Genomic DNA, 21,597 nt, shown 5'->3' with positions numbered 1-21,597 from the left:
ATTATTTTGATGAAACCAACACAACCCTTTCGGACGAGCGGAAAAAGGCCAATTTCCTGACGCATATTTACTCCAATTCAATGGCGGTGATTTCATCGTGCCATTGTTTTTTACCCAGTATCACCGCACCATTGCCGCACCTTCAATGCTGCAAGCTTGGGTAATCGCAGTGGCGTTACGCTTTAAACTCCCGCGGATTCTGTACGGTCTTGCCATCACGCTGTTGCTGGGTGGCGGCCTGCTGGGCGACTTGCTCGCCGATTGGGATTTCAGCCAGATCAGCCGCCGCGCCGAGTCGCTTTACGGGCCACTGGGCCCCGGGCGTCAGCGCATCGATGCGTGGCAACAATTGCTGTCGACGCAAAAGCAGGTAAGTGAGGCCGAGCAGCTCAAAGTAGTGAACTTGTTCTTCAACCGCCAGTTGCACTACGAGGAAGACATCGACCTGTGGCACGAGATTGATTATTGGGCGACCCCCATTCAATCCCTGTGGAAAGGCGCAGGCGACTGTGAAGACTACGCCATCGCCAAATACTTCAGCCTGCGGCATCTGGGCGTACCGGCCGAGAAGCTGCGCATAACCTACGTCAAGGCCTTGCGCCAGAACCGTGCGCATATGGTGCTGACATACTATGCAAGCCCCGAAGCCATGCCCTTGGTGCTGGACAGCCTGATGGACCCCATCCTGCCTGCCAGCCAACGTCCGGACCTGCTGCCCGTTTATGCGTTTAACGGCGAAGGGCTGTGGCTGCCGGGCGCTGCGGGCAACAAAAAAGTCGGTGATACCAAGCGCCTGTCACGCTGGCAGGACGTCTTGAAGAAAATGAGCGCAGAAGGGTTTCCGACCAGTTCGGATAATTAACAGGAGCTACGATGTCACTGTTCAAACAATTGCTGATCGCTATCTGCGTGTTCCTGGTGGTCGCGTTCAGCGGTAGCTTCATCGTCAGCCTGGAGAGTTCGCGTACCCAGTACGTCAACCAACTGCGCTCCCACGCCCAGGACGCGGCCACTGCGCTGGCACTGTCACTGACGCCGAACATCGACGACCCGGCGATGACCGAACTGATGGTCAGCTCGATCTTTGACAGTGGCTACTACGCAAGCATCCGCGTGGTGGACCTGAGCAATAACCAGGTGCTGGTGGAGCGTGCCGCCGAGCCGGACGCCAGCAGCGTACCGGCCTGGTTCGTGAAGATGATCGGCCTGGCGCCGGCCGGCGGCGATGCCATCGTCAGCCGTGGCTGGCAGCAGGCGGCACGGGTTGAAGTGGTCAGTCACCCGATGTTTGCCCTGGCAAAACTCTGGCAAAGCGCACTGGGCAGCCTGGGTTGGCTGCTGATCTGCGGTGCCGTAAGTGCGGTATTGGGCGCGCTGTTGCTGCGCCGCCAGTTGAAGCCGTTGGACTATATGGTGGAGCAGTCCCACGCCATTGCGCGTCGCGAGTTCCTCAGCCTGCCCGACCTGCCCCGCACCCCCGAATTGCGCCGCGTCGTGCAGGCCATGAACCAGATGGTGGAGAAGCTCAAGGCGTTGTTCCACGAGCAGACCGAGCGCAGCGAGAAGCTGCGGGTGGAGTCCTACCAGGACAGCCTGACCGGGCTGGCCAACCGTCGCTACTTCGAGATGCAACTGCAATCGCGGGTCAGCAATCTCGAAGAGTCCAGTTCGGGCTACCTGCTGATGTTGCGGGTCAACGATTTGAGCGGTCTCAACCAGCGCCTGGGCGGGCAGCGTACCGACCAACTGTTGCAGGCCGTCAGCCAGCAGCTGGTGCGAACCTGTGCCAAATACCCGGAAACCCAAAACCTGATCACCCGCAGTCGAGGTGGCGAGTTCGCGGTGCTTGCCCCGGGCCTGGTGCGGGACGAAGCGCTGCAACTGGCCCAGGCGCTGGAAAGCACCCTGCAAAGCCTGCACGAAACGGGCGCCACCGACCTGTCGACCGTGGCCTTCATCGGGCTGGCGCCGTACAACCCCGGCGATGCCTCGGCAGACCTGTTGATGCTGGCCGACCAGGCACTGGCCCAGGCTGAAGCCAGCGTTGGCCAAAGCTGGGTGTGCCTGGAACACCAGACCACGGGCACCACCAGCGACGACCCGCACAGCTGGCACACATTGCTCGACGACGCCCTGAACCAAGGGCGCTTCCGTTTGTTTTTCCAGCCCGTAGTAAGCAGCAGCGACACCCGACAGGTGCTGCATTACAAGGTGCTGTCCCGCCTGCTCGATAATCAGGGCCAGACCATCGCGGCCGGCCACTTCCTGCCTTGGCTGGAGCGCTTCGGCTGGACCGCGCGCCTCGATCAACTGATGCTCGACCTGGTGATCAAGCACCTGACGCAGCACACCCCAGCGGTGGCGCTGAACCTCTCGGCCGCGACCTTGAATGACCCACAGGCCCTGGAGCGGGTGTTCGAACGCCTGGCCCAGCACCCGGCTCTGGGGCCGCGCTTGACGCTGGAGATCGGTGAAGAGCAAGTGCCTGAGCAAACCCAGCTGGAGCGTCTTACCCGCCGTATGCGCAGCCTGGGGTACAGCCTCGGCCTGCAACGTTTCGGTGGCCGCTTCAGCATGATCGGCAACCTGGCGAACCTGGGCCTGGCGTACCTCAAGATCGACGGCAGCTACATCCGAGCCATCGACCAGGAAAGCCATAAGCGCTTCTTTATCGAAGCGATCCAGCGCGCCGCCCACAGCATTGACCTGCCGCTGATTGCCGAGCGAGTAGAAACCGAGGGTGAGTTGCGAGTGATTCGCGAGATGGGTATTGAAGGCGTGCAAGGCCAACTGGTCGGAGAACCGGCGCCCTGGAAGTGAAGCACTGACGCATCGTGCCTCCTTGACGGGTACGCCGTGAAGGAGGTGCGTGGGCGTCAGATCAAACCGGTTTCATCGTCATTGATCAACTCGCTCAAGCCACCCAACGCCGCCCTGGCCTGGGTACGCTCCAAAAACTTGGCCTGTGCTGCCGGCGGCAAGTCGGTGATGCTCATCACGTTCTTGGTGATCAGTACCTGGATCAAGTCATCCAGCACTCGAATCATCTCAAGGTCACTTTGCTTGAGCTGTTTGAGGCTGTTGTCGACCAGATCATCGGCAAACCACGCCTGAATCTCATGATGGTCAGCCGGCAGCGTCTCGGTGGCTTCCGCGTAGGCCTGCGCCTCGACGCGAATCAAAGCGTTGTGTTGATCGCGTTGCACGTAGAACATCAACGTTCTCCCAATAAAAAATCCCTGCAGGCGCCGCGCACGGCCCCCAGAGATTACACGCATTTTTCCGAAGCCGATGCCAACGGGGCGCCAATCTCGAAAGATTGACGCCCCGTGGGTGATCAGTCGTGGTGTTTGACGGTCAAGTCGCCACCCGCGATCAGATTGTTGATCGCGGAGCTGCCAGCCCCCCAGTTGGCGCCATCGACCTTGATGGTGACATCAGCCGTGCCGCCACCCGACGCCGTGAACGACCCGGTGCTGCTGACGCTCAACGTCGAATTACCCGCAGAGTCGGTGGTCAGCTTCAGGTAGCTGGACAAGTTGTTGTCGTTATTGCCCTGGAGCAAATCGGACAGGTCCAGCTTGTCGCCTTCGCCGTGCTTGAAGTCGGTGATGCGATCGAAGCCGCCACTGGTGTTGGTGTCGCCCTTGAGCCATACGAAGGTGTCTGCACCCGCGCCGCCGGTCAGGATGTCGTTACCCTTGCCGCCCACCAGGATGTCGTTGCCGGCACCGCCGGAGAGGGTGTCGTTGCCGCCCTGGCCGAACAGGATGTCGTTGCCGGCATTGCCGATCAGGGTGTCGCCGCCATCATTGGTGCCATAGATGTTCGACGCGTTGGCCAGTGCACCGACGTCCTGCACGTGCTCGGTGATGTACTGATGCAAGGTGCGATCATCGATCTGGTCGACGGTGGTGGACAGCTTCTCGGCGGCGAACGCCTTGAGTGCCGCACTGCCTTCCTGGCCTTTGTAGCTGATCAGGTCACCGAAGATGATGTCGTTGCCCGAACCGCCGGAAACGCTGTCGGCACCCGCATCGGCGGTATGGCCGGTGATGGTATCCGCCAGTTTCGCGGTGTCGATCGTGCTGACCGTCTTGTCGGTATCGAAGTACTTCTGGAGCATGTCCTTATCGACGTTGTTGCCCAGGCCGATGGCCTGTACTTCAACACCGCCCGAGACCGCAGTCGTCAACGCCGTGTAAGCGGCCTTGGCGTTTTCCAGCGCGTAGTCATAACGGCCGGAGTTGCCGGCAGCGCCCGCGACGTCGAAACCACCACGGCCATCGGACACAACATAACCTTCAAAGGTCTTGGTGCCGTACGAGTCGTACGAGTAGACCTTGCCATCCTTGTCGACGATGACCTGCGTCTGGCCGTAGATCGTTGCGGTGACCGGAGTCGTCTGGCCCAGGGTGTAGGTGTAGCCGTTGACCTTGTTGTCAAAGGTAACGTTGGACCCCCACCAGGAGCTGGTATACCCCAGGCTGATGTTGTCATACGTGGCGTTGTAGACATTCGGCTCACCGTCGGTAATGAAATACGTCAGGTTTTTTGCACCGGCGTTGCTGGTAGCGTCACTGCTCTTGAACCAGGCCGTCGCCGCGTTGAAGGCATCCTGGTAATTGGTCACGTCGCTCGGGTTGGAGGCCATATTGTTCAACACGACCTGCAGGGCAGCCTTGGCGGCAGCCTGGTCGGCCAGGTTGACCGACACTTGGGATTCAACCTTGGTATCGAAGTCGACCAGCAGCACTTTCACCACACCCGACCCCGCCAGCTTGGCGTTGGCGATCAAGGTATCGAAAATGCTGGAGAGCTGGGTTTTGATCGACGACATCGCACTCGACCCGATACTGCCCGAGGTGTCGACGATAAACGCGATGTTGTAGTTGCTGCCCGGGGTGGTGATACCGCCCTTGTCGCCGACCACGATGTTGTTGGCCGAGCTGGAGCCCAGGTCGATGGTATCCGCCGCCGCACCGCCTTCCGTGACAGGGGTGTAGACCTGGGGCTTGACCGTGATGGTCGTCGTCGCCACTGACGAACTCAGGCTGTTGCTGCCTTCATTGTCAGTCACGGCGATGTCGATGGTGCGGTCACCAATGGCCGGGTACTTGCTGGTGCTGGAATACTGGAACGACTCGAGCAGCGCCTTGTAGGTCGCTGCATCCGCCACACCCGACAGGGTCAGCACGATCTTGCCGCTGACGTCGGTGCCGACGCTGGTCACGGTGACGCCTTTGTAGGTACCGCCCACTGCCACCAGGTTGGAGCTGAGCACGTCACCCGAACTGGCGTTTTTCAGGGTGATGGTCGCACTTTGCATCTGGGTGCTGTCGACGTCAGCGATGGCCACATTGCCGGTAATCGCAACGCCGTTGGTGCCGCGTTCGGTGTACGAGGTGCTGAAGCCAGTGGCAACAGAGCCGTCGACGGTGCTCAGGTCCAGGGTTGGCGCGTCATTGACCGCAGTGACCACAATGCTCACTTTGCCAGTGGTCACCGCTTCAACGCCGGTGCTCAACTCTTTGGCCGTCGCTTTCACGGTCAGATCAAAACTGGCGGTGGAGTCCTTGAACGGTGTAACCGCCAGGGTTTTCAGGTTCCAGGTGCTGACATCGTACAGCGTGGTTGCGCCAGTCGAGGTGATGCTGTGCCCCGTGGTGCCGTCGGTAATCACGGTGCCTGCCGGCAAGCCGCTGATTTCCACCTTGTGGGATTCCGAACCGTCGTTGTCGACAAACGTGGTGGTAATCGGCGCGACCTTGATGGCGGTGTCTTCCGGCCCACGGTTGTAGACGTAGCCGGTGTAATAGCCTTCGCCATTGACCACGTGGCTGTCACCGAGGACCGCACCGGCCGCTTTCAACGCGTCCACGCTGGTGTAGGTCTGCACGCCGCTGTTGCCCAGCGACATCGACGGGCCATTGTTGATCGACACATTGACGTCGTAGTTGCCCGCGCCAGCCTGGTTGTAGTGGTAGATATCGAGGGTGTAATAGCCCGACTCGGTCGGCGTATAGGCCGTCCCGGTAATCGCGCTGCCCTTGCTCCAGGTCTCGCTGGCGACCAACTTGCCGCCTACAGTGATTGCCAGGCTGTCATCGGCGGTACCGGTGAAGGTATAGCTCTTGCCGGCTTCCAGGTAGATCAGGCCAGAGACCTTGGTCGCGGTGCCATCCGCCACATTGCTGTTGCTGACACTGCTGGTCACGCCCGTGGAGACAGCACTCGCAGCGGTCTTGGCGTCGATCACCTTGATCAGGTCACTGGAGTTGACCACACCGTTACCGTTGGTCCCCAAATCAGTGCGCAGGGTGCCGCCGGTCCAGGTTTGAATGGTCAAGCCTGTCGGCACAGCGCCGAATGCGCCGACCGTCACGACCGGAACGTCCGTCACCGGGTGGATATCCACAGTGATGGTCTTGGTGTCGCTGTAGGAGTTGCCATCGGTAGCCTGGAACTTCAGCTGGGTGTAATCGCCTTGCATGTTACCCACGCCGGTGCCGCCGAAGCTGTTGTCGCCCGACTCGTTGGCTGCCGGGGTGTAACGCACATTGTGGTTATCGAAGTCAGCCTGGCTGAACGACTTGCCCGCCGAGGTATCGGTCTTCAGATCGTTGGTGGTGAGTTTGACCCACGTGCCGTTGACGTTGTACTCGATGGCGCCGGCAGGCAGGCTGGTGAACACCACTTTCGGGTTAGCGGAGTCTTCATCCTTGACGCCGAAGGTGGCCCAGGTCAGTTCGACCGAGGTGTCTTCGTTGCTCTGGATGTAGCCGTTGCTGGCGGTTGGAGTGTCGTCGACCAAAATCACGGTCGGCTGCCCGGTGCTGTGGGAATTCAGGCCTTCAGGGTCGGTGACGGTCAGGTCGATCTTCGGCAGTTGATTGCCGGCGTTGACGAAGTCCGCGCCCTTCTGGGTCAGCACAATGTTGTTACCGGACAGGCTGTAGTAGCCGTCCGAGTTGCTGTTACCGGTGAAAGTGATCGTCAGACCCGCGCGCGGCGTTTCTTCGTCGGAGGCCGTGAAGGTACCGGCGACAGTGCCCGCTTTAGCAGCGTTCTCATCGAGGGTATTGGCCGCGATGCTGATCACCGGCACATCGTTGTGCAGGATGACAGTCGGCTGCCCAGTGCTGTGAGAGTTCAAGCCTTCAGGGTCGGTGACAGTCAGGTCTATCTTCGGCAGTTGGTTGCCGGCGTTAACGAAGTCGGCGCCCTTCTGGGTCAACACAACGTTGTTGCCGGACAGGCTGTAGTAGCCGTCTACGTTGCTGTTGCCGGTAAAGGAAACAGTCAGGCCCTCGCGTGGTGTTTCTTCATCGGTCGCGGTGAAGCGGCCAGCGACGGTGCCCGCAGTAGCGGAGTTCTCGTCGATGGTGACTGGCGCGACGCTGATGACCGGCACGTCGTTGTGCAGGATGACGGTCGGCTGCCCAGTGCTGTGAGAGTTCAAGCCTTCAGGGTCAGTGACAGTCAGGTCGATCTTCGGCAGTTGGTTGCCGGCGTTAACGAAGTCGGCACCTTTTTGCGTCAACACAACGTTGTTGCCGGACAGGCTGTAGTAGCCATCTACGTTGCTGTTGCCGGTGAAGGTGATCGTCAGACCCGCGCGCGGCGTTTCTTCGTCGGAGGCCGTGAAGGTACCGGCGACAGTACCCGCCTTAGCGGCGTTCTCATCGAGGGTATTGGCCACGATGGTGATCACTGGCACGTCGTTATGCAGCGTGACCGTCGGCTGGCCAGTGCCATTGGAGCTGAGCCCCTCTGGATCGGTAACCGTCAGATCAATTTTCGGCAGTTGATTGCCGGCGTTAACAAAATCAGCACCTTTTTGCGTCAGTACAACGTTGTTGCCGGAGAGGCTGTAGTAACCGTCTGCGTTGCTGTTGCCGGTGAAGGTGATCGTCAGACCCGCGCGCGGCGTTTCTTCATCGGTCGCGGTGAAGCGGCCAGCGACGGTGCCCGCAGTAGCAGAGTTCTCGTCGATGGTGACTGGCGCGACGCTGATGACCGGCACGTCGTTGTGCAGGATGACGGTCGGCTGCCCAGTGCTGTGAGAGTTCAAGCCTTCAGGGTCAGTGACAGTCAGGTCGATCTTCGGCAGTTGGTTGCCGGCGTTAACGAAGTCGGCACCTTTTTGCGTCAACACAACGTTGTTGCCGGACAGGCTGTAGTAGCCATCTACGTTGCTGTTGCCGGTGAAGGTGATCGTCAGACCCGCGCGCGGCGTTTCTTCGTCGGAGGCCGTGAAGGTACCGGCGACAGTGCCCGCTTTAGCAGCGTTCTCATCGAGGGTATTGGCCGCGATGGTGATCACTGGCACGTCGTTATGCAGCGTGACCGTCGGCTGGCCAGTGCCATTGGAGCTGAGCCCCTCTGGATCGGTAACCGTCAGATCAATTTTCGGCAGTTGATTGCCGGCGTTAACAAAATCAGCACCTTTTTGCGTCAGTACAACGTTGTTGCCGGAGAGGCTGTAGTAACCGTCTGCGTTGCTGTTGCCGGTGAAGGTGATCGTCAGACCCGCGCGCGGCGTTTCTTCATCGGTCGCGGTGAAGCGGCCAGCGACGGTGCCCGCAGTAGCAGAGTTCTCGTCGATGGTGACTGGCGCGACGCTGATGACCGGCACGTCGTTGTGCAGGATGACGGTCGGCTGCCCAGTGCTGTGAGAGTTCAAGCCTTCAGGGTCAGTGACAGTCAGGTCGATCTTCGGCAGTTGGTTGCCGGCGTTAACGAAGTCGGCACCTTTTTGCGTCAACACAACGTTGTTGCCGGACAGGCTGTAGTAGCCATCTACGTTGCTGTTGCCGGTGAAGGTGATCGTCAGACCCGCGCGCGGCGTTTCTTCGTCGGAGGCCGTGAAGGTACCGGCGACAGTGCCCGCTTTAGCAGCGTTCTCATCGAGGGTATTGGCCGCGATGGTGATCACTGGCACGTCGTTATGCAGCGTGACCGTCGGCTGGCCAGTGCCATTGGAGCTGAGCCCCTCTGGATCGGTAACCGTCAGATCAATTTTCGGCAGTTGATTGCCGGCGTTAACAAAATCAGCACCTTTTTGCGTCAGTACAACGTTGTTGCCGGACAGGCTGTAGTAGCCGTCTGCGTTGCTGTTGCCCGTAAAGGAAACAGTCAGGCCTTCGCGAGACGTTTCTTCATCGGTCGCGGTGAAACGGCCTGCGACGGTACCCGCTGTAGCGGAGTTCTCGTCGATGGTTTCTGGGGAAACGCTGATGACCGGCACGTCGTTATGCAGAGTGACAGTAGGCTGACCAGTGCCATTGGAGCTAAGCCCCTCTGGATCGGTAACCGTCAGATCAATCTTCGGCAGTTGATTGCCGGCGTTAACAAAATCCGCGCCCTTCTGGGTCAGCACAACGTTGTTGCCAGACAGGCTGTAGTAGCCGTCAGCATTGCTGTTACCCGTGAAGGAAACAGTCAGGCCTTCGCGTGGGGTTTCTTCATCAGTCGCAGTGAAGCGGCCAGCGACGGTACCCGCAGTAGCAGAGTTCTCGTCGATGGCGACTGGCGCGACGCTGATCACTGGCACGTCGTTATGCAGAGTGACAGTAGGCTGACCAGTGCCATTGGAGCTAAGCCCCTCTGGATCGGTAACCGTCAGATCAATCTTCGGCAGTTGATTGCCGGCGTTAACAAAATCCGCGCCCTTCTGGGTCAGCACAACGTTGTTGCCAGACAGGCTGTAGTAGCCGTCAGCATTGCTGTTACCCGTGAAGGAAACAGTCAGGCCTTCGCGTGGGGTTTCTTCATCAGTCGCAGTGAAGCGGCCAGCGACGGTACCCGCAGTAGCAGAGTTCTCGTCGATGGCGACTGGCGCGACGCTGATCACTGGCACGTCGTTATGCAGAGTGACAGTAGGCTGACCAGTGCCATTGGAGCTAAGCCCCTCTGGATCGGTAACCGTCAGATCAATCTTCGGCAGTTGATTGCCGGCGTTAACAAAATCCGCGCCCTTCTGGGTCAGCACAACGTTGTTGCCAGACAGGCTGTAGTAGCCGTCAGCATTGCTGTTACCCGTGAAGGAAACAGTCAGGCCTTCGCGTGGGGTTTCTTCATCAGTCGCAGTGAAGCGACCAGCGACAGTGCCCGCTGTAGCGGAGTTCTCGTCGAGGGTGACCGGTGCGACGCTGATCACCGGCACGTCGTTATGCAAGGTGACAGTAGGCTGACCAGTGCCATTGGAGCTGAGCCCCTCAGGATCGGTAACCGTCAGGTCGATCTTCGGCAGTTGATTGCCAGCGTTAACAAAGTCAGCGCCCTTCTGCGTCAGTACAACGTTGTTGCCGGACAGGCTGTAGTAGCCGTCAGCATTGCTGTTACCCGTGAAGGAAACAGTCAGGCCTTCGCGTGGCGTTTCCTCATCAGTCGCAGTGAAGCGGCCAGCGACGGTACCCGCAGTAGCAGAGTTCTCGTCGAGGGTGACTGGCGCGACGCTGATCACCGGCACGTCGTTATGCAAGGTAACGGTTGGTTGACCGGTACCGTTGGAGCTGGCGCCTTCTGGGTCGGTAACGGTCAGGTCGATTTTCGGCAGTTGATTGCCGGCGTTAACAAAGTCCGCGCCCTTCTGGGTCAACACAACATTGTTATCAACGATGGCGTAGTAGCCATCCGCATTGCTGCTGCCGGTGAAGGAAACAGTCAAACCTTCGCGTGGTGTTTCTTCATCAGTCGCAGTGAAGCGGCCAGCGACGGTGCCCGCTGTGGCAGAGTTTTCATCAATGGTGACTGGCGCGACACTGATCAGCGGCACGTCGTTTACCAACGTCACATCCGGCGTGGCAGTAGCGTGCGAGCTGCCTTTATCGGCATCGGTCACGGTCAGATCAATCGCAGGCAGCTTATTACCCGCGTTGACGAAGTTTGCACCCGCCAGGGTCAACACCACAGCATTGCCAAGAAGGGTGTAGTAGCCATCTTTGTTGCTGTCGCCGGTGAAGCCGACTTTCAGCTCAGCAACCGGTGTCTCGACATCGCTGACGGTAAAGTGACCGGCAACGGTGCCTTCCGCCACGGCACCTTCCTGCAGCGGGTTCGCCACGACATCTATGACGGGCAGATCGTTGACCGCAATCACATTGATCGGCAGCGTGATCGACTTGGAAACCGCAGCAGCATCGCCATCCTGCGCAGTGGCGGTCACCGTGAGGTTCACCAGGCCATTGGCGTTTTGTGCCGGGGTGAAGACCAGAGTGGCCTTGTCCCACAGGCTGATGTCGACACTGTGAACGTCAGCGCTGGCAGTAAACGTATGACCCGTTTTGCCATCGGTGATGGTCGCGCCTTCCGGAATACCGCTGATTTCCAGCTTGAGCGTCTCGGAACCATCCTTGTCGGTGGCGTAAGCGTCGATGGCCGACAACTTGATGGCGTGGTCTTCCAGGCCGGTGTTCAGCACCTGGGTGACGCTGATGTTGTCCAACACGCCGCCGAGGGAGTTGTTGGTCTCGCCGGCCGGGGCCTTGAGTTCAAGCTTGGCATCACCGTCAGCGGTGACCGGCACCACGAAGGTGTAGGTTTTCATGCCAACGACGGTGGTGTCCAGGGTGCCGACTTTGACGCCGCCCCAGAACACATCGATGACCGAATTGGTCTCAGCCCCGGCGCGCGGGGAGTAGTCCACCGAAATGCTGTACGCCGTGCCGCTTTCGGCCTTGATGATGGTGTACAGGCTGGCGTCGTCGCCGGCATTTTTCTCGAGTTCGATGACCTGGCTGTTGCCTGGGGTTTCTACGCCATAAATGCTGCTTTGGCCGATTTCGACTTTGCCGTCGCTATTACCGGTCAACCATTGGGTGGCTGGAGTGGCGCCATTGCCGACCGCATTGTTGGCATCGCCGACAGCGACGGTGCTCCACGAACCGTTGAGGTGCGCGCTGTCGAAGTTGATCGAGGTGACGGTACCGCCACCGAGCAGGTTCAGGTACGGCGCGTCGGTGACCGGAGCGATCGTCACTGGGGCAGTGGTTTCAGCGCTGGCTTTACCGCCGTTGTCGACCGCCGTGAAGGTGACCGACGTTGTGCCGCTCCAGTCAGCAGTCGGGGAGAAGTAGACCGCCGCCTTGCCATCGGCACCCGCGGGTACCGAATCGCCGACTTTGAGTTCGGTTGTCAGGCTGGCGTCACTGTACAGCTTGCCGTTATCCGGCAACGTCTTGATGACGAAGTTGGCGACGGAGCCGTCCACATCGGCGCCGCTCAGGACGATCGTGGCCGCATGGTCTTCGTCAGCACCGGCCGCGTTAGCCGATGCAGTCGGGGCGTCGTTGAACAGCTCGACGGTGACCTTGCCAGTGGCGCTGGCGATTTCCGGCTGCTCACGGTCGAGGTTACCGCCACCGTTATCGGTGACGTCGATAGTGACAGTGCGATCAGTGCCAACCGGATTGTTACCCGGGGCCTGGAAGGTGATCGCTTCAACCAGCTTGATGAAGTCGGCAGCGCTGCTACCGGCTGGCGAGTTGCTGGTCAGGGTATAGATGATTTTTCCATCGGCGGCGCTGCCGCTTTCGGTGATGGTGATACCGGCAATGGCGAGCGCCTTGAGCACGTCGGCGTTGCTGAGCAGGTCACCGGACACCAGGTGATCAACCGTGACCACCACTTTGCTGAAGGTTTTGTTGTCGACGTCTGTGATGCTCAGGTTGTCGACCAGTGCCACCGCCGCTTTTTGCTCGACAAACGTGGTGCTGTCAAAACTGACCACCGGTTTATCGTTGACCGGAACCACGTAGACCACGGAGGTCACCGGAGCCGAGTCCGAATGGCCGTCGTTCACGGTGATGGTCAGGTTGCGATTGGCCGGGCTCGGGTCTTCGCTTTCGCTGGCGAAGTGCACAGAACGCAGGACTTCCTGGTATTCGGCCTTCGTGGCTTCGCCGGACAGGGTCAGTACGCCGGTGCCCTTGTCATAGTTGACGGTGATTTTGGTGTTGCTGACATCTGCGATCAGTACGTCGTCGGTCAAGTGATTGACCAGCGTAACTTTGGCGCTTTTCAGGGTGTCGCTGTCGACGTCGGTGATGGTCAGGTTCGCGGCAACGTAGCCGCCTGGCTTGCCTTCGATGTAGGTGTCGCCAAATGCGTTGGTCGAACCGTTACCCAATACCGGGGCGTCATCGACCGCCTTGACCACGATGCTGATTTTGCCGGTCGTGACTTCTTCAACGTTGGTGCTCAACTCTTTGGCCGTAGCCGTCACGGTCAGGTCGAAACTGGCCGTGGAATCCTTGAACGGTGTAACGGTCAGGGTGCTCAGGTTCCAGGTGCTCACGTCGTACAGCGTGTTCGCGCCGGTCGAGACGATGCTATGGCCCGTGGTGCCATCGGTGAGTACGGCGCCTTCCGGCAAGCCGCTGATTTCAACCTTATGGGCTTCCGAGCCGTCGTTGTCGACAAACGTGGCAGTAATCGGCGCGATCTTGATCGCGGTGTCTTCCAGGCCGTGGTTGTAGACGTTGCCGGTGTAATAGCCTTCGCCATTCACCACATGGCTGTCACCGAGCACCATGCCGGCGGCTTCCAATGCTGCTGCACTGGTGTAGGTCTGCACACCGCTGCTGCCCAGCGACACCGACGGGCCGTTGTTGATCGACACGTTGACGTCGTAGTTGCCCGGACCGTTCTGGTTGTAGTGGTAGATGTCGAGGGTGTAATAACCCGACTCGGTCGGCGTATAGGACGACCCGCCAATCCCGTTGCCCTGGCTCCAGGTCTCGGAAGCGACCAGCTTCCCGCCCACGGTGATTGCCAGGCTATCGTCGGCAGTACCGGTGAAGGTGTAGCTCTGACCGGCTTCCAGGTAAACCAGGCCCGACACTTTGGTCGCGGTGCCTTCGGCCACATTCCCGTTGCTCACATTGCTGGTCACGCCTGTGGAGGCTGCGCTATCAGCGGTTTGGGCGTTGATCACCTTAATCAGGGTGCTGGACTCGGTGACGCCTTGGCCATTGGTGCCCAAGGCACCTGGCAGGTTGCTGCCGGTCCAGGTTTGAATGGTCAAACCGGTTGGCACTTGGCCGATGTTCAGGATTGGCACATCCGTCACCGGGTGGATATCCACGGTGATGGTTTTGGTCTCGCTGTAGGAGTTGCCGTCAGTCGCCTGGAACTTCAGCTCGGTGTAATCACCTTGCTTGTTACCCACGCCGGTGCCGCCGAAGCTGTTGTCGCCCGACTCATTGGCCGCCGGGCTGTAACGCACGTCGTGGTTATCGAAATCAGCCTGGGTGAAGGCCTTGCCCGGCGAGGTGTCGGTTTTCAGATCGGCCGTGGTGAGCTTGACCCACTCACCGTTGACTTTGTATTCGATGGAACCGGCAGGCAGGCTGGTGAACACCACTGCCGGACTCGTGGAATCCTCATCGTGTACGCCAAAAGTCCCCCAGGTCAGCTCGATTGGGGTGTCTTCGTTGCTCTCGATATGGTTATCGGCGGCGGTTGGGGTGTCGTCGACCAGGGTGACGGTTGGTTGACCGGTGCCGTTGGAGCTGGCGCCTTCTGGGTCGGTGACGGTCAGATCGATCTTCGGCAGTTGATTGCCGGCGTTGACGAAATCGGCGCCTTTCTGGGTCAGTACAACGTTATTGCCGGACAGGCTGTAGTAGCCGTCTGCGTTGCTGTTGCCGGTGAAGGAGACAGTCAGGCCTTCGCGTGGGGTTTCTTCGTCGGTCGCGGTGAAGCGGCCAGCGACGGTGCCCGCTGTAGCGGAGTTTTCATCAATGGTTTCTGGTGCAACGCTGATCACTGGCACGTCGTTGTGCAGAGTAACGGTCGGCTGGCCAGTGCCGTTGGAGTTCAGGCCTTCAGGATCAGTGACGGTCAGATCGATCTTCGGCAGTTGATTGCCGGCGTTAACAAAATCTGCACCTTTCTGAGTCAACACAACGTTGTTATCAACGATGGCGTAGTAGCCGTCGGCATTGCTGTTGCCGGTGAAGGAGACAGTCAGGCCTTCGCGAGGGGTTTCTTCATCGGTCGCGGTGAAGCGGCCAGCGACGGTGCCCGCAGTAGCGGAGTTCTCATCAATGGTTTCTGGGGAAACGCTGATGACCGGCACATCGTTGTGCAGAGTAACGGTCGGCTGGCCAGTGCCGTTGGAGTTCAGGCCTTCAGGATCAGTGACGGTCAGATCGATCTTCGGCAGTTGATTGCCGGCGTTGACGAAATCGGCGCCTTTCTGGGTCAGTACAACGTTATTGCCGGACAGGCTGTAGTAGCCGTCTGCGTTGCTGTTGCCGGTGAAGGAGACAGTCAGGCCTTCGCGTGGGGTTTCTTCGTCGGTCGCGGTGAAGCGGCCAGCGACGGTGCCCGCTGTAGCGGAGTTTTCATCAATGGTTTCTGGTGCAACGCTGATCACTGGCACGTCGTTGTGCAGAGTAACGGTCGGCTGGCCAGTGCCGTTGGAGTTCAGGCCTTCAGGATCAGTGACGGTCAGATCGATCTTCGGCAGTTGATTGCCGGCGTTAACAAAATCTGCACCTTTCTGAGTCAACACAACGTTGTTATCAACGATGGCGTAGTAGCCGTCGGCATTGCTGTTGCCGGTGAAGGAGACAGTCAGGCCTTCGCGAGGGGTTTCTTCATCGGTCGCGGTGAAGCGGCCAGCGACGGTGCCCGCAGTAGCGGAGTTCTCATCAATGGTTTCTGGGGAAACGCTGATGACCGGCACATCGTTGTGCAGAGTAACGGTCGGCTGGCCAGTGCCGTTGGAGTTCAGGCCTTCAGGATCAGTGACGGTCAGATCGATCTTCGGCAGTTGATTGCCGGCGTTAACAAAATCTGCACCTTTCTGAGTCAACACAACGTTGTTATCAACGATGGCGTAGTAGCCGTCGGCATTGCTGTTGCCGGTGAAGGAGACAGTCAGGCCTTCGCGTGGCGTTTCTTCGTCCGTAGCGGTGAAGCGGCCAGCAACGGTGCCCGCCGTAGCGGAGTTCTCATCGATGGTTTCTGGCGCGACGCTGATCACTGGCACGTCATTGTGAAGAGTAACGGTCGGTTGCCCGGTGCCGTTGGAGTTCAGGCCTTCAGGGTCAGTGACGGTCAGATCGATCTTCGGCAGTTGATTGCCGGCGTTAACGAAGTCAGCGCCCTTCTGGGTCAGCACAACGTTGTTATCAACGATGGCGTAGTAGCCGTCGGCATTGCTGTTGCCGGTGAAGGAAACAGTCAGGCCTTCGCGTGGGGTTTCTTCATCGGTCGCAGTGAAGCGGCCAGCGACGGTGCCCGCGGTGGCGGAGTTTTCATCGATGGTTTCCGGGGCGACACTGATGACCGGCACGTCGTTATGCAGGGTAACGGTTGGTTGGCCGGTGCCGTTGGAGTTCAGGCCTTCAGGATCAGTGACGGTCAGATCGATCTTCGGCAGTTGATTGCCGGCGTTAACGAAGTCGGCACCTTTCTGGGTTAGCACGACGTTGTTATCGACGATGGCGTAGTAGCCATCCGCGTTGCTGTTGCCGGTGAAGGAGACGGTCAAACCTTCGCGTGGCGTTTCTTCATCGGTCGCAGTGAAGCGGCCAGCGACGGTGCCCGCTGTAGCGGAGTTTTCATCAATGGTTTCTGGTGCAACGCTGATCACTGGCACGTCGTTGTGCAGAGTAACGGTCGGCTGGCCGGTGCCGTTGGAGTTCAGGCCTTCAGGATCAGTGACGGTCAGATCGATCTTCGGCAGTTGATTGCCGGCGTTAACGAAGTCAGCGCCCTTCTGGGTCAGTACAACGTTGTTGCCGGACAGGCTGTAGTAGCCGTCTGCGTTGCTGTTGCCGGTGAAGGAGACGGTCAGGCCTTCGCGTGGTGTTTCTTCGTCGGTCGCAGTGAAGCGGCCAGCGACGGTGCCCGCAGTAGCGGAGTTCTCATCAATGGTTTCTGGGGAAACGCTGATGACCGGCACATCGTTGTGCAGAGTGACGGTCGGTTGGCCGGTGCCGTTGGAGTTCAAGCCTTCAGGGTCGGTGACAGTCAGGTCGATCTTCGGCAGTTGATTGCCGGCGTTAACAAAGTCCGCGCCCTTCTGGGTCAGCACAACGTTGTTATCAACGATAGCGTAGTAGCCGTCTGCGTTGCTGTTGCCGGTGAAGGAAACAGTCAGGCCTTCGCGTGGCGTTTCTTCGTCGGTCGCGGTGAAGCGGCCAGCGACAGTGCCCGCTGTAGCGGAGTTTTCATCGATGGTTTCTGGCGCGATGGCGATCACCGGCACATCGTTGTGCAGAGTGACGGTCGGCTGACCGGTGCCGTTGGAGCTGGCGCCTTCTGAATCAGTAACGGTCAGGTCAATCTTCGGCAGTTGATTGCCGGCGTTAACGAAGTCAGCGCCCTTCTGGGTCAGTACAACGTTGTTGCCGGACAGGCTGTAGTAGCCGTCTGCGTTGCTGTTGCCGGTGAAGGAAACAGTCAGGCCTTCGCGAGGGGTTTCTTCATCGGTCGCAGTGAAGCGGCCAGCGACGGTGCCCGCAGTAGCGGAGTTCTCATCAATGGTTTCCGGGGTAACAGCGATCACTGGCACGTCGTTGTGCAGAGTAACGGTCGGCTGGCCAGTGCCGTTGGAGTTCAGGCCTTCTGGATCAGTGACGGTCAGATCGATTTTCGGCAGTTGATTGCCGGCGTTAACGAAGTCGGCACCTTTCTGGGTTAGCACGACGTTGTTATCGACGATGGCGTAGTAGCCATCCGCGTTGCTGTTGCCGGTGAAGGAGACGGTCAACCCTTCGCGTGGCGTTTCTTCATCGGTCGCAGTGAAGCGGCCAGCGACGGTGCCCGCTGTAGCGGAGTTTTCATCAATGGTTTCTGGTGCAACGCTGATCACTGGCACGTCGTTGTGCAGAGTAACGGTCGGCTGGCCAGTGCCGTTGGAGTTCAGGCCTTCAGGATCAGTGACGGTCAGATCGATCTTCGGCAGTTGATTGCCGGCGTTAACGAAGTCAGCGCCCTTCTGGGTCAGTACAACGTTGTTGCCGGACAGGCTGTAGTAGCCGTCTGCGTTGCTGTTGCCGGTGAAGGAAACAGTCAGGCCTTCGCGAGGGGTTTCTTCATCGGTCGCAGTGAAGCGGCCAGCGACGGTGCCCGCAGTAGCGGAGTTCTCATCAATGGTTTCCGGGGTAACAGCGATCACTGGCACGTCGTTGTGCAGAGTAACGGTCGGCTGGCCAGTGCCGTTGGAGTTCAGGCCTTCAGGATCAGTGACGGTCAGGTCGATTTTCGGCAGTTGATTGCCGGCGTTGACGAAGTCAGCACCTTTTTGAGTCAGTACAACGTTATTGCCGGACAGGCTGTAGTAGCCGTCTGCGTTGCTGTTGCCGGTGAAGGAGACAGTCAGGCCTTCGCGTGGTGTTTCTGCATCGGTCGCGGTGAAAGTACCAGCGACGGTACCCGCTGTAGCGGCGTTCTCATCGAGGGTTTGCGGCGCAATACTGATGACGGGCGCGTCGTTGACCGGTGTAATCGTCACCGTCAACGTGCTGCTCGAGCCGGTATTGGTGGTGTAGCCAATCTGCGGCACTTCGCCGCTGTAATCCTTGACCGGCGTAAACGCATACGCGCCATCGGCACCAATCGTGATGCTGCCCACGCCTGCAATGATCGCGGTCTGGCCCGCGTTGTAGGTGGTACCCGCCACGTTGAAGGTCGCGACAGTCAATACGTTATCAATGTCGCTGTCATTGCTCAGTACGTTGCCGGTAGCGACGCTATCTTCGACAATCGTGTTGGTATCGGCAACCAAGACACTGGGATCATCCACAGCAACAACAGTGGAAGTGGCCGGCGCAGGATTGATCGCCAGGTTCTCGTAATTACCACCGGTGGCACTGGTAATGGTGGCGCTGACGGTAAGGTCTTTGCCATCCGCCAGGTTGGCAGGTGTGTCGACACTGACCGTACCGGTGGTTTTACCGGCTTCGATGGTAATGGTCTGGTCGTTGGACAGCTTGATGACAACGTCGGTCTGCGCCGCGTTGGTCACCGTCGCGGTGTAGACGATCTTGCCGCCCTCATCCACCGATGCAGTCGCAGTCAGGGTGACGGTGGTGGTGTCGATGGTGTCGTTGATCTGCGTCACCGCCGGCGTCGGGTCGGTGGTGATGATCAGGTTGCCGCCGCCGGAGGTACCGGCGATGGTCGCGGAAATCGACGAAGCGTCCAGGTAAGGCGTGTCATTACCGGCAAACGTGACGTTCAGCACACCCGAGGTCTGGCCGGCGGCGATCACGACAGCGAGGCCGTTGGACAAGGTCACGGTGAGGTCGCTGGTCGGCGCCTGGGTGATAAACACCGTATAGGCCACAACACCACCGGCTTCGGTGATGGTTGGCGTGGCAGTCAGGGTGATGGTGACGTTGCGTGGGTCGACGCCATTATTGTCGGCGCCAGTGAGAACAGTGTTCACCGCATCAGCGGCATTCAAGCCGGTCGTCGGGTAGCCGATGGTGGGGTCAACCACGCCAGCCGTGGCGTCCAGCACAACAAAGCTGTGACCACCACCTACGGAACCGCCGTCTGAACCAGCAGCGGTTTGGCCGGCGGCAGTGGCTTCGAGATCTTGGGTCGGGTCGGCGCCGGCAGCGATGGCTTGCTGGAGTTCAGCAACAGACGGTGCGGCTTGAGCAGTGGCGGCGCTGAGGTCGGTCACCGAGTCAGGAGCGTTCGCGCTCCACTGACTGTCACGGCCCAGATCGAGAATACGGCCGTCGGCCAGTTCCAGAGACACGGCGCCTGCCGGGCCGGTGTCGACCTGCTCCCCAGCGAACAAGCGATCCCCTTCTACAAGCAGACGACGAATCCCTTCAGGGGAAACCGCAAACACCTGACCGACAATGCTTTTGACGACCGCAACGCTGCTCATAAAAAAGACTCTCCGTGTATTACCGTTCAATGGTATCCATCATGGAGACCGGCTTCTTTCTCTTTGCCGATCGATAGCTGGAGTACTTACATTTTGCGTGGTTATTTTGGCGTCAATAATTTGTTGTTTGGTTCATCAAATTACTTTTCCGTCAAGGTATTGACCTATTGGGCGTCATCCTAAACAATCCGCCCAGTAATGTCACATTGATATTTAAGCGGCCTCGCGACTTTCTGTTTACGCCCTTCGGCACCCAAGAAAAACGGGCGTTTCGAGTTGCCACTCCAATGCAATATTCCAATTTTGTTGCGGTTTTTCAGGCAACCAATCCCCGGGGAAACACCAAAATGCGTTTGCAACTTTTTAAAGCTATGCCTTTTGCTCTAGCCGCCAGTTTCGTCCAGGCGCAGACCCTGCCCGAGGCAATGCAAAGCGCTGTGGAAAACCACCCGGAGATCCAGGCAGCTATCAATGCGCGCATAGCCGCTGACTACCAGGTCAGAGAGGCCCAGGGCGGTTATCTGCCTAAAGTCGACGTGTTGGGCGGTTATGGCCGTGAAAGCTCCGACAACACCTCGACCCGCGCCGCCAGCAACAGCCATGATTGGAAAACCCTGAACCGCGGCGAATCGACCATCCGCCTGCAACAAAATTTGTTCCAGGGCTTTGGCACCATTAACGAAGTCGGCCGCCAACAAGCCACCGCCAACTCCCGTGGGTATGCGCTGCTCAATACGTCCGAGCGCACCGCACTGACGGTCGCCCAGGTTTATCTGGATGTCCTGACCCGTCGCGAGATGGTGCAATTGGCAGAAGACAACCTGAAAAGCCACGAACGCATTTTTGACCAGATCAAACTGCGTACCAGCCGCGGCGTGGGCAGGATGGCGGACATGGACCAGGCCGAGGCCCGCCTGGCTCAGGCGCAAAACAACCTGATCACCGAGCAGACCAACCTGGCGGACGCAAACACCAATTTCCTGAGCGTGGTCGGCAAAGAGCCGGACCAGTTGGAAAAGCCGATGGGTATTGTGACCGCCCTGCCGGCCAGCCTGGATCAGGCACGCCGTGAGATGATCGCGGACAGCCCGGTATTGCGTTCTGCCGAGTCAGACATCGCGGCTGCCGAAAAGCAGTACGAAGCCGCCAAGTCGACCTTCTACCCGCGCTTCGATGCGGTGCTGCAACGCTCGGCCAACAACAACATCGGCGGCGAAGAAGGCCATGACAATGGCTACTCCGCCATGCTGAACATGCAGTTCAACCTGTACAACGGCGGCAGCGACAAGGCCAGCCTGCAGTCCAAGGCCTCCCAGGCCACTCAGGCGCTGGACATCCGCAACAACGCCCTGCGCCAGTTGAACGAAGAGCTGGGCCTGGCATGGAACGCCTATAACAATGCCAGCCAGCAGGTGCCGATCGCACAGCAATACGTCGACCGCAGCACCAAAGTGCGCACGTCATACCAGCAGCAGTTCAGCCTGGGTGAGCGTACACTGCTCGACTTGCTCGACAGCGAGAACGAACTGTTCACCGCTCAACAGCGTTTGGCACAAATCAAAAGCCTCTATATCTACACCCAGTATCGAATCAAGGCCGACATGGGCCAACTGCTGAGAAGTCAGGGTGTGGTTGCCCCGCTGGCATCAGTTGTGCAGAACGATATTAAACCGTCGGTAAACCTGCCAGGGATGAACTGATTCTTGACGGCGTTGGACCACACAACCGTT

5 protein-coding genes are annotated in these 21,597 nt (G+C 59.1%); 3 read left to right on the top strand and 2 right to left on the bottom strand.

The features are described 5' to 3' along the window. Positions 1-145: 145 nt before the first annotated feature. Together lapG and lapD are read left to right on the top strand one after the other, a co-directional pair. Positions 146-862: a cysteine protease LapG gene (gene lapG, locus NIBR502773_RS16910; RefSeq protein WP_083236467.1), complete on the top strand. Its 717-nt coding sequence runs from the start codon at positions 146-148 to the stop codon at positions 860-862. 11 nt (positions 863-873) lie between these two features. After that, positions 874-2,820: a cyclic di-GMP receptor LapD gene (lapD, locus tag NIBR502773_RS16905; protein WP_141156503.1), complete on the top strand. Its 1,947-nt coding sequence runs from the start codon at positions 874-876 to the stop codon at positions 2,818-2,820. A 56-nt stretch (positions 2,821-2,876) separates the two neighbouring features. Here the strand turns inward: lapD and NIBR502773_RS16900 are convergent, their stop codons facing one another. Together NIBR502773_RS16900 and NIBR502773_RS16895 are read right to left on the bottom strand one after the other, a co-directional pair. Continuing rightward, positions 2,877-3,215: a tryptophan synthase subunit beta gene (locus NIBR502773_RS16900; RefSeq protein WP_065940728.1), complete on the bottom strand. Its 339-nt coding sequence runs from the start codon at positions 3,213-3,215 to the stop codon at positions 2,877-2,879. A gap of 122 nt (positions 3,216-3,337) precedes the next feature. Beyond that, positions 3,338-19,867, bottom strand: a complete 16,530-nt coding sequence (locus tag NIBR502773_RS16895; RefSeq protein WP_141156502.1) for a retention module-containing protein — start codon at positions 19,865-19,867, stop codon at positions 3,338-3,340. Between the two features lie 347 nt (positions 19,868-20,214). Between NIBR502773_RS16895 and NIBR502773_RS16890 the strand changes: the two genes are divergently transcribed. Next, positions 20,215-21,567, top strand: coding sequence for a TolC family outer membrane protein (locus NIBR502773_RS16890; RefSeq protein ID WP_065941140.1), 1,353 nt, complete (start codon positions 20,215-20,217; stop codon positions 21,565-21,567). The last annotated feature ends 30 nt before the right edge of the window (positions 21,568-21,597 follow it).

It is taken from the genome of Pseudomonas sp. NIBRBAC000502773, assembly GCF_006517195.1.
GTDB lineage: Bacteria > Pseudomonadota > Gammaproteobacteria > Pseudomonadales > Pseudomonadaceae > Aquipseudomonas > Aquipseudomonas marginalis.
This window is presented reverse-complemented; position numbering and strand designations above follow the sequence as displayed.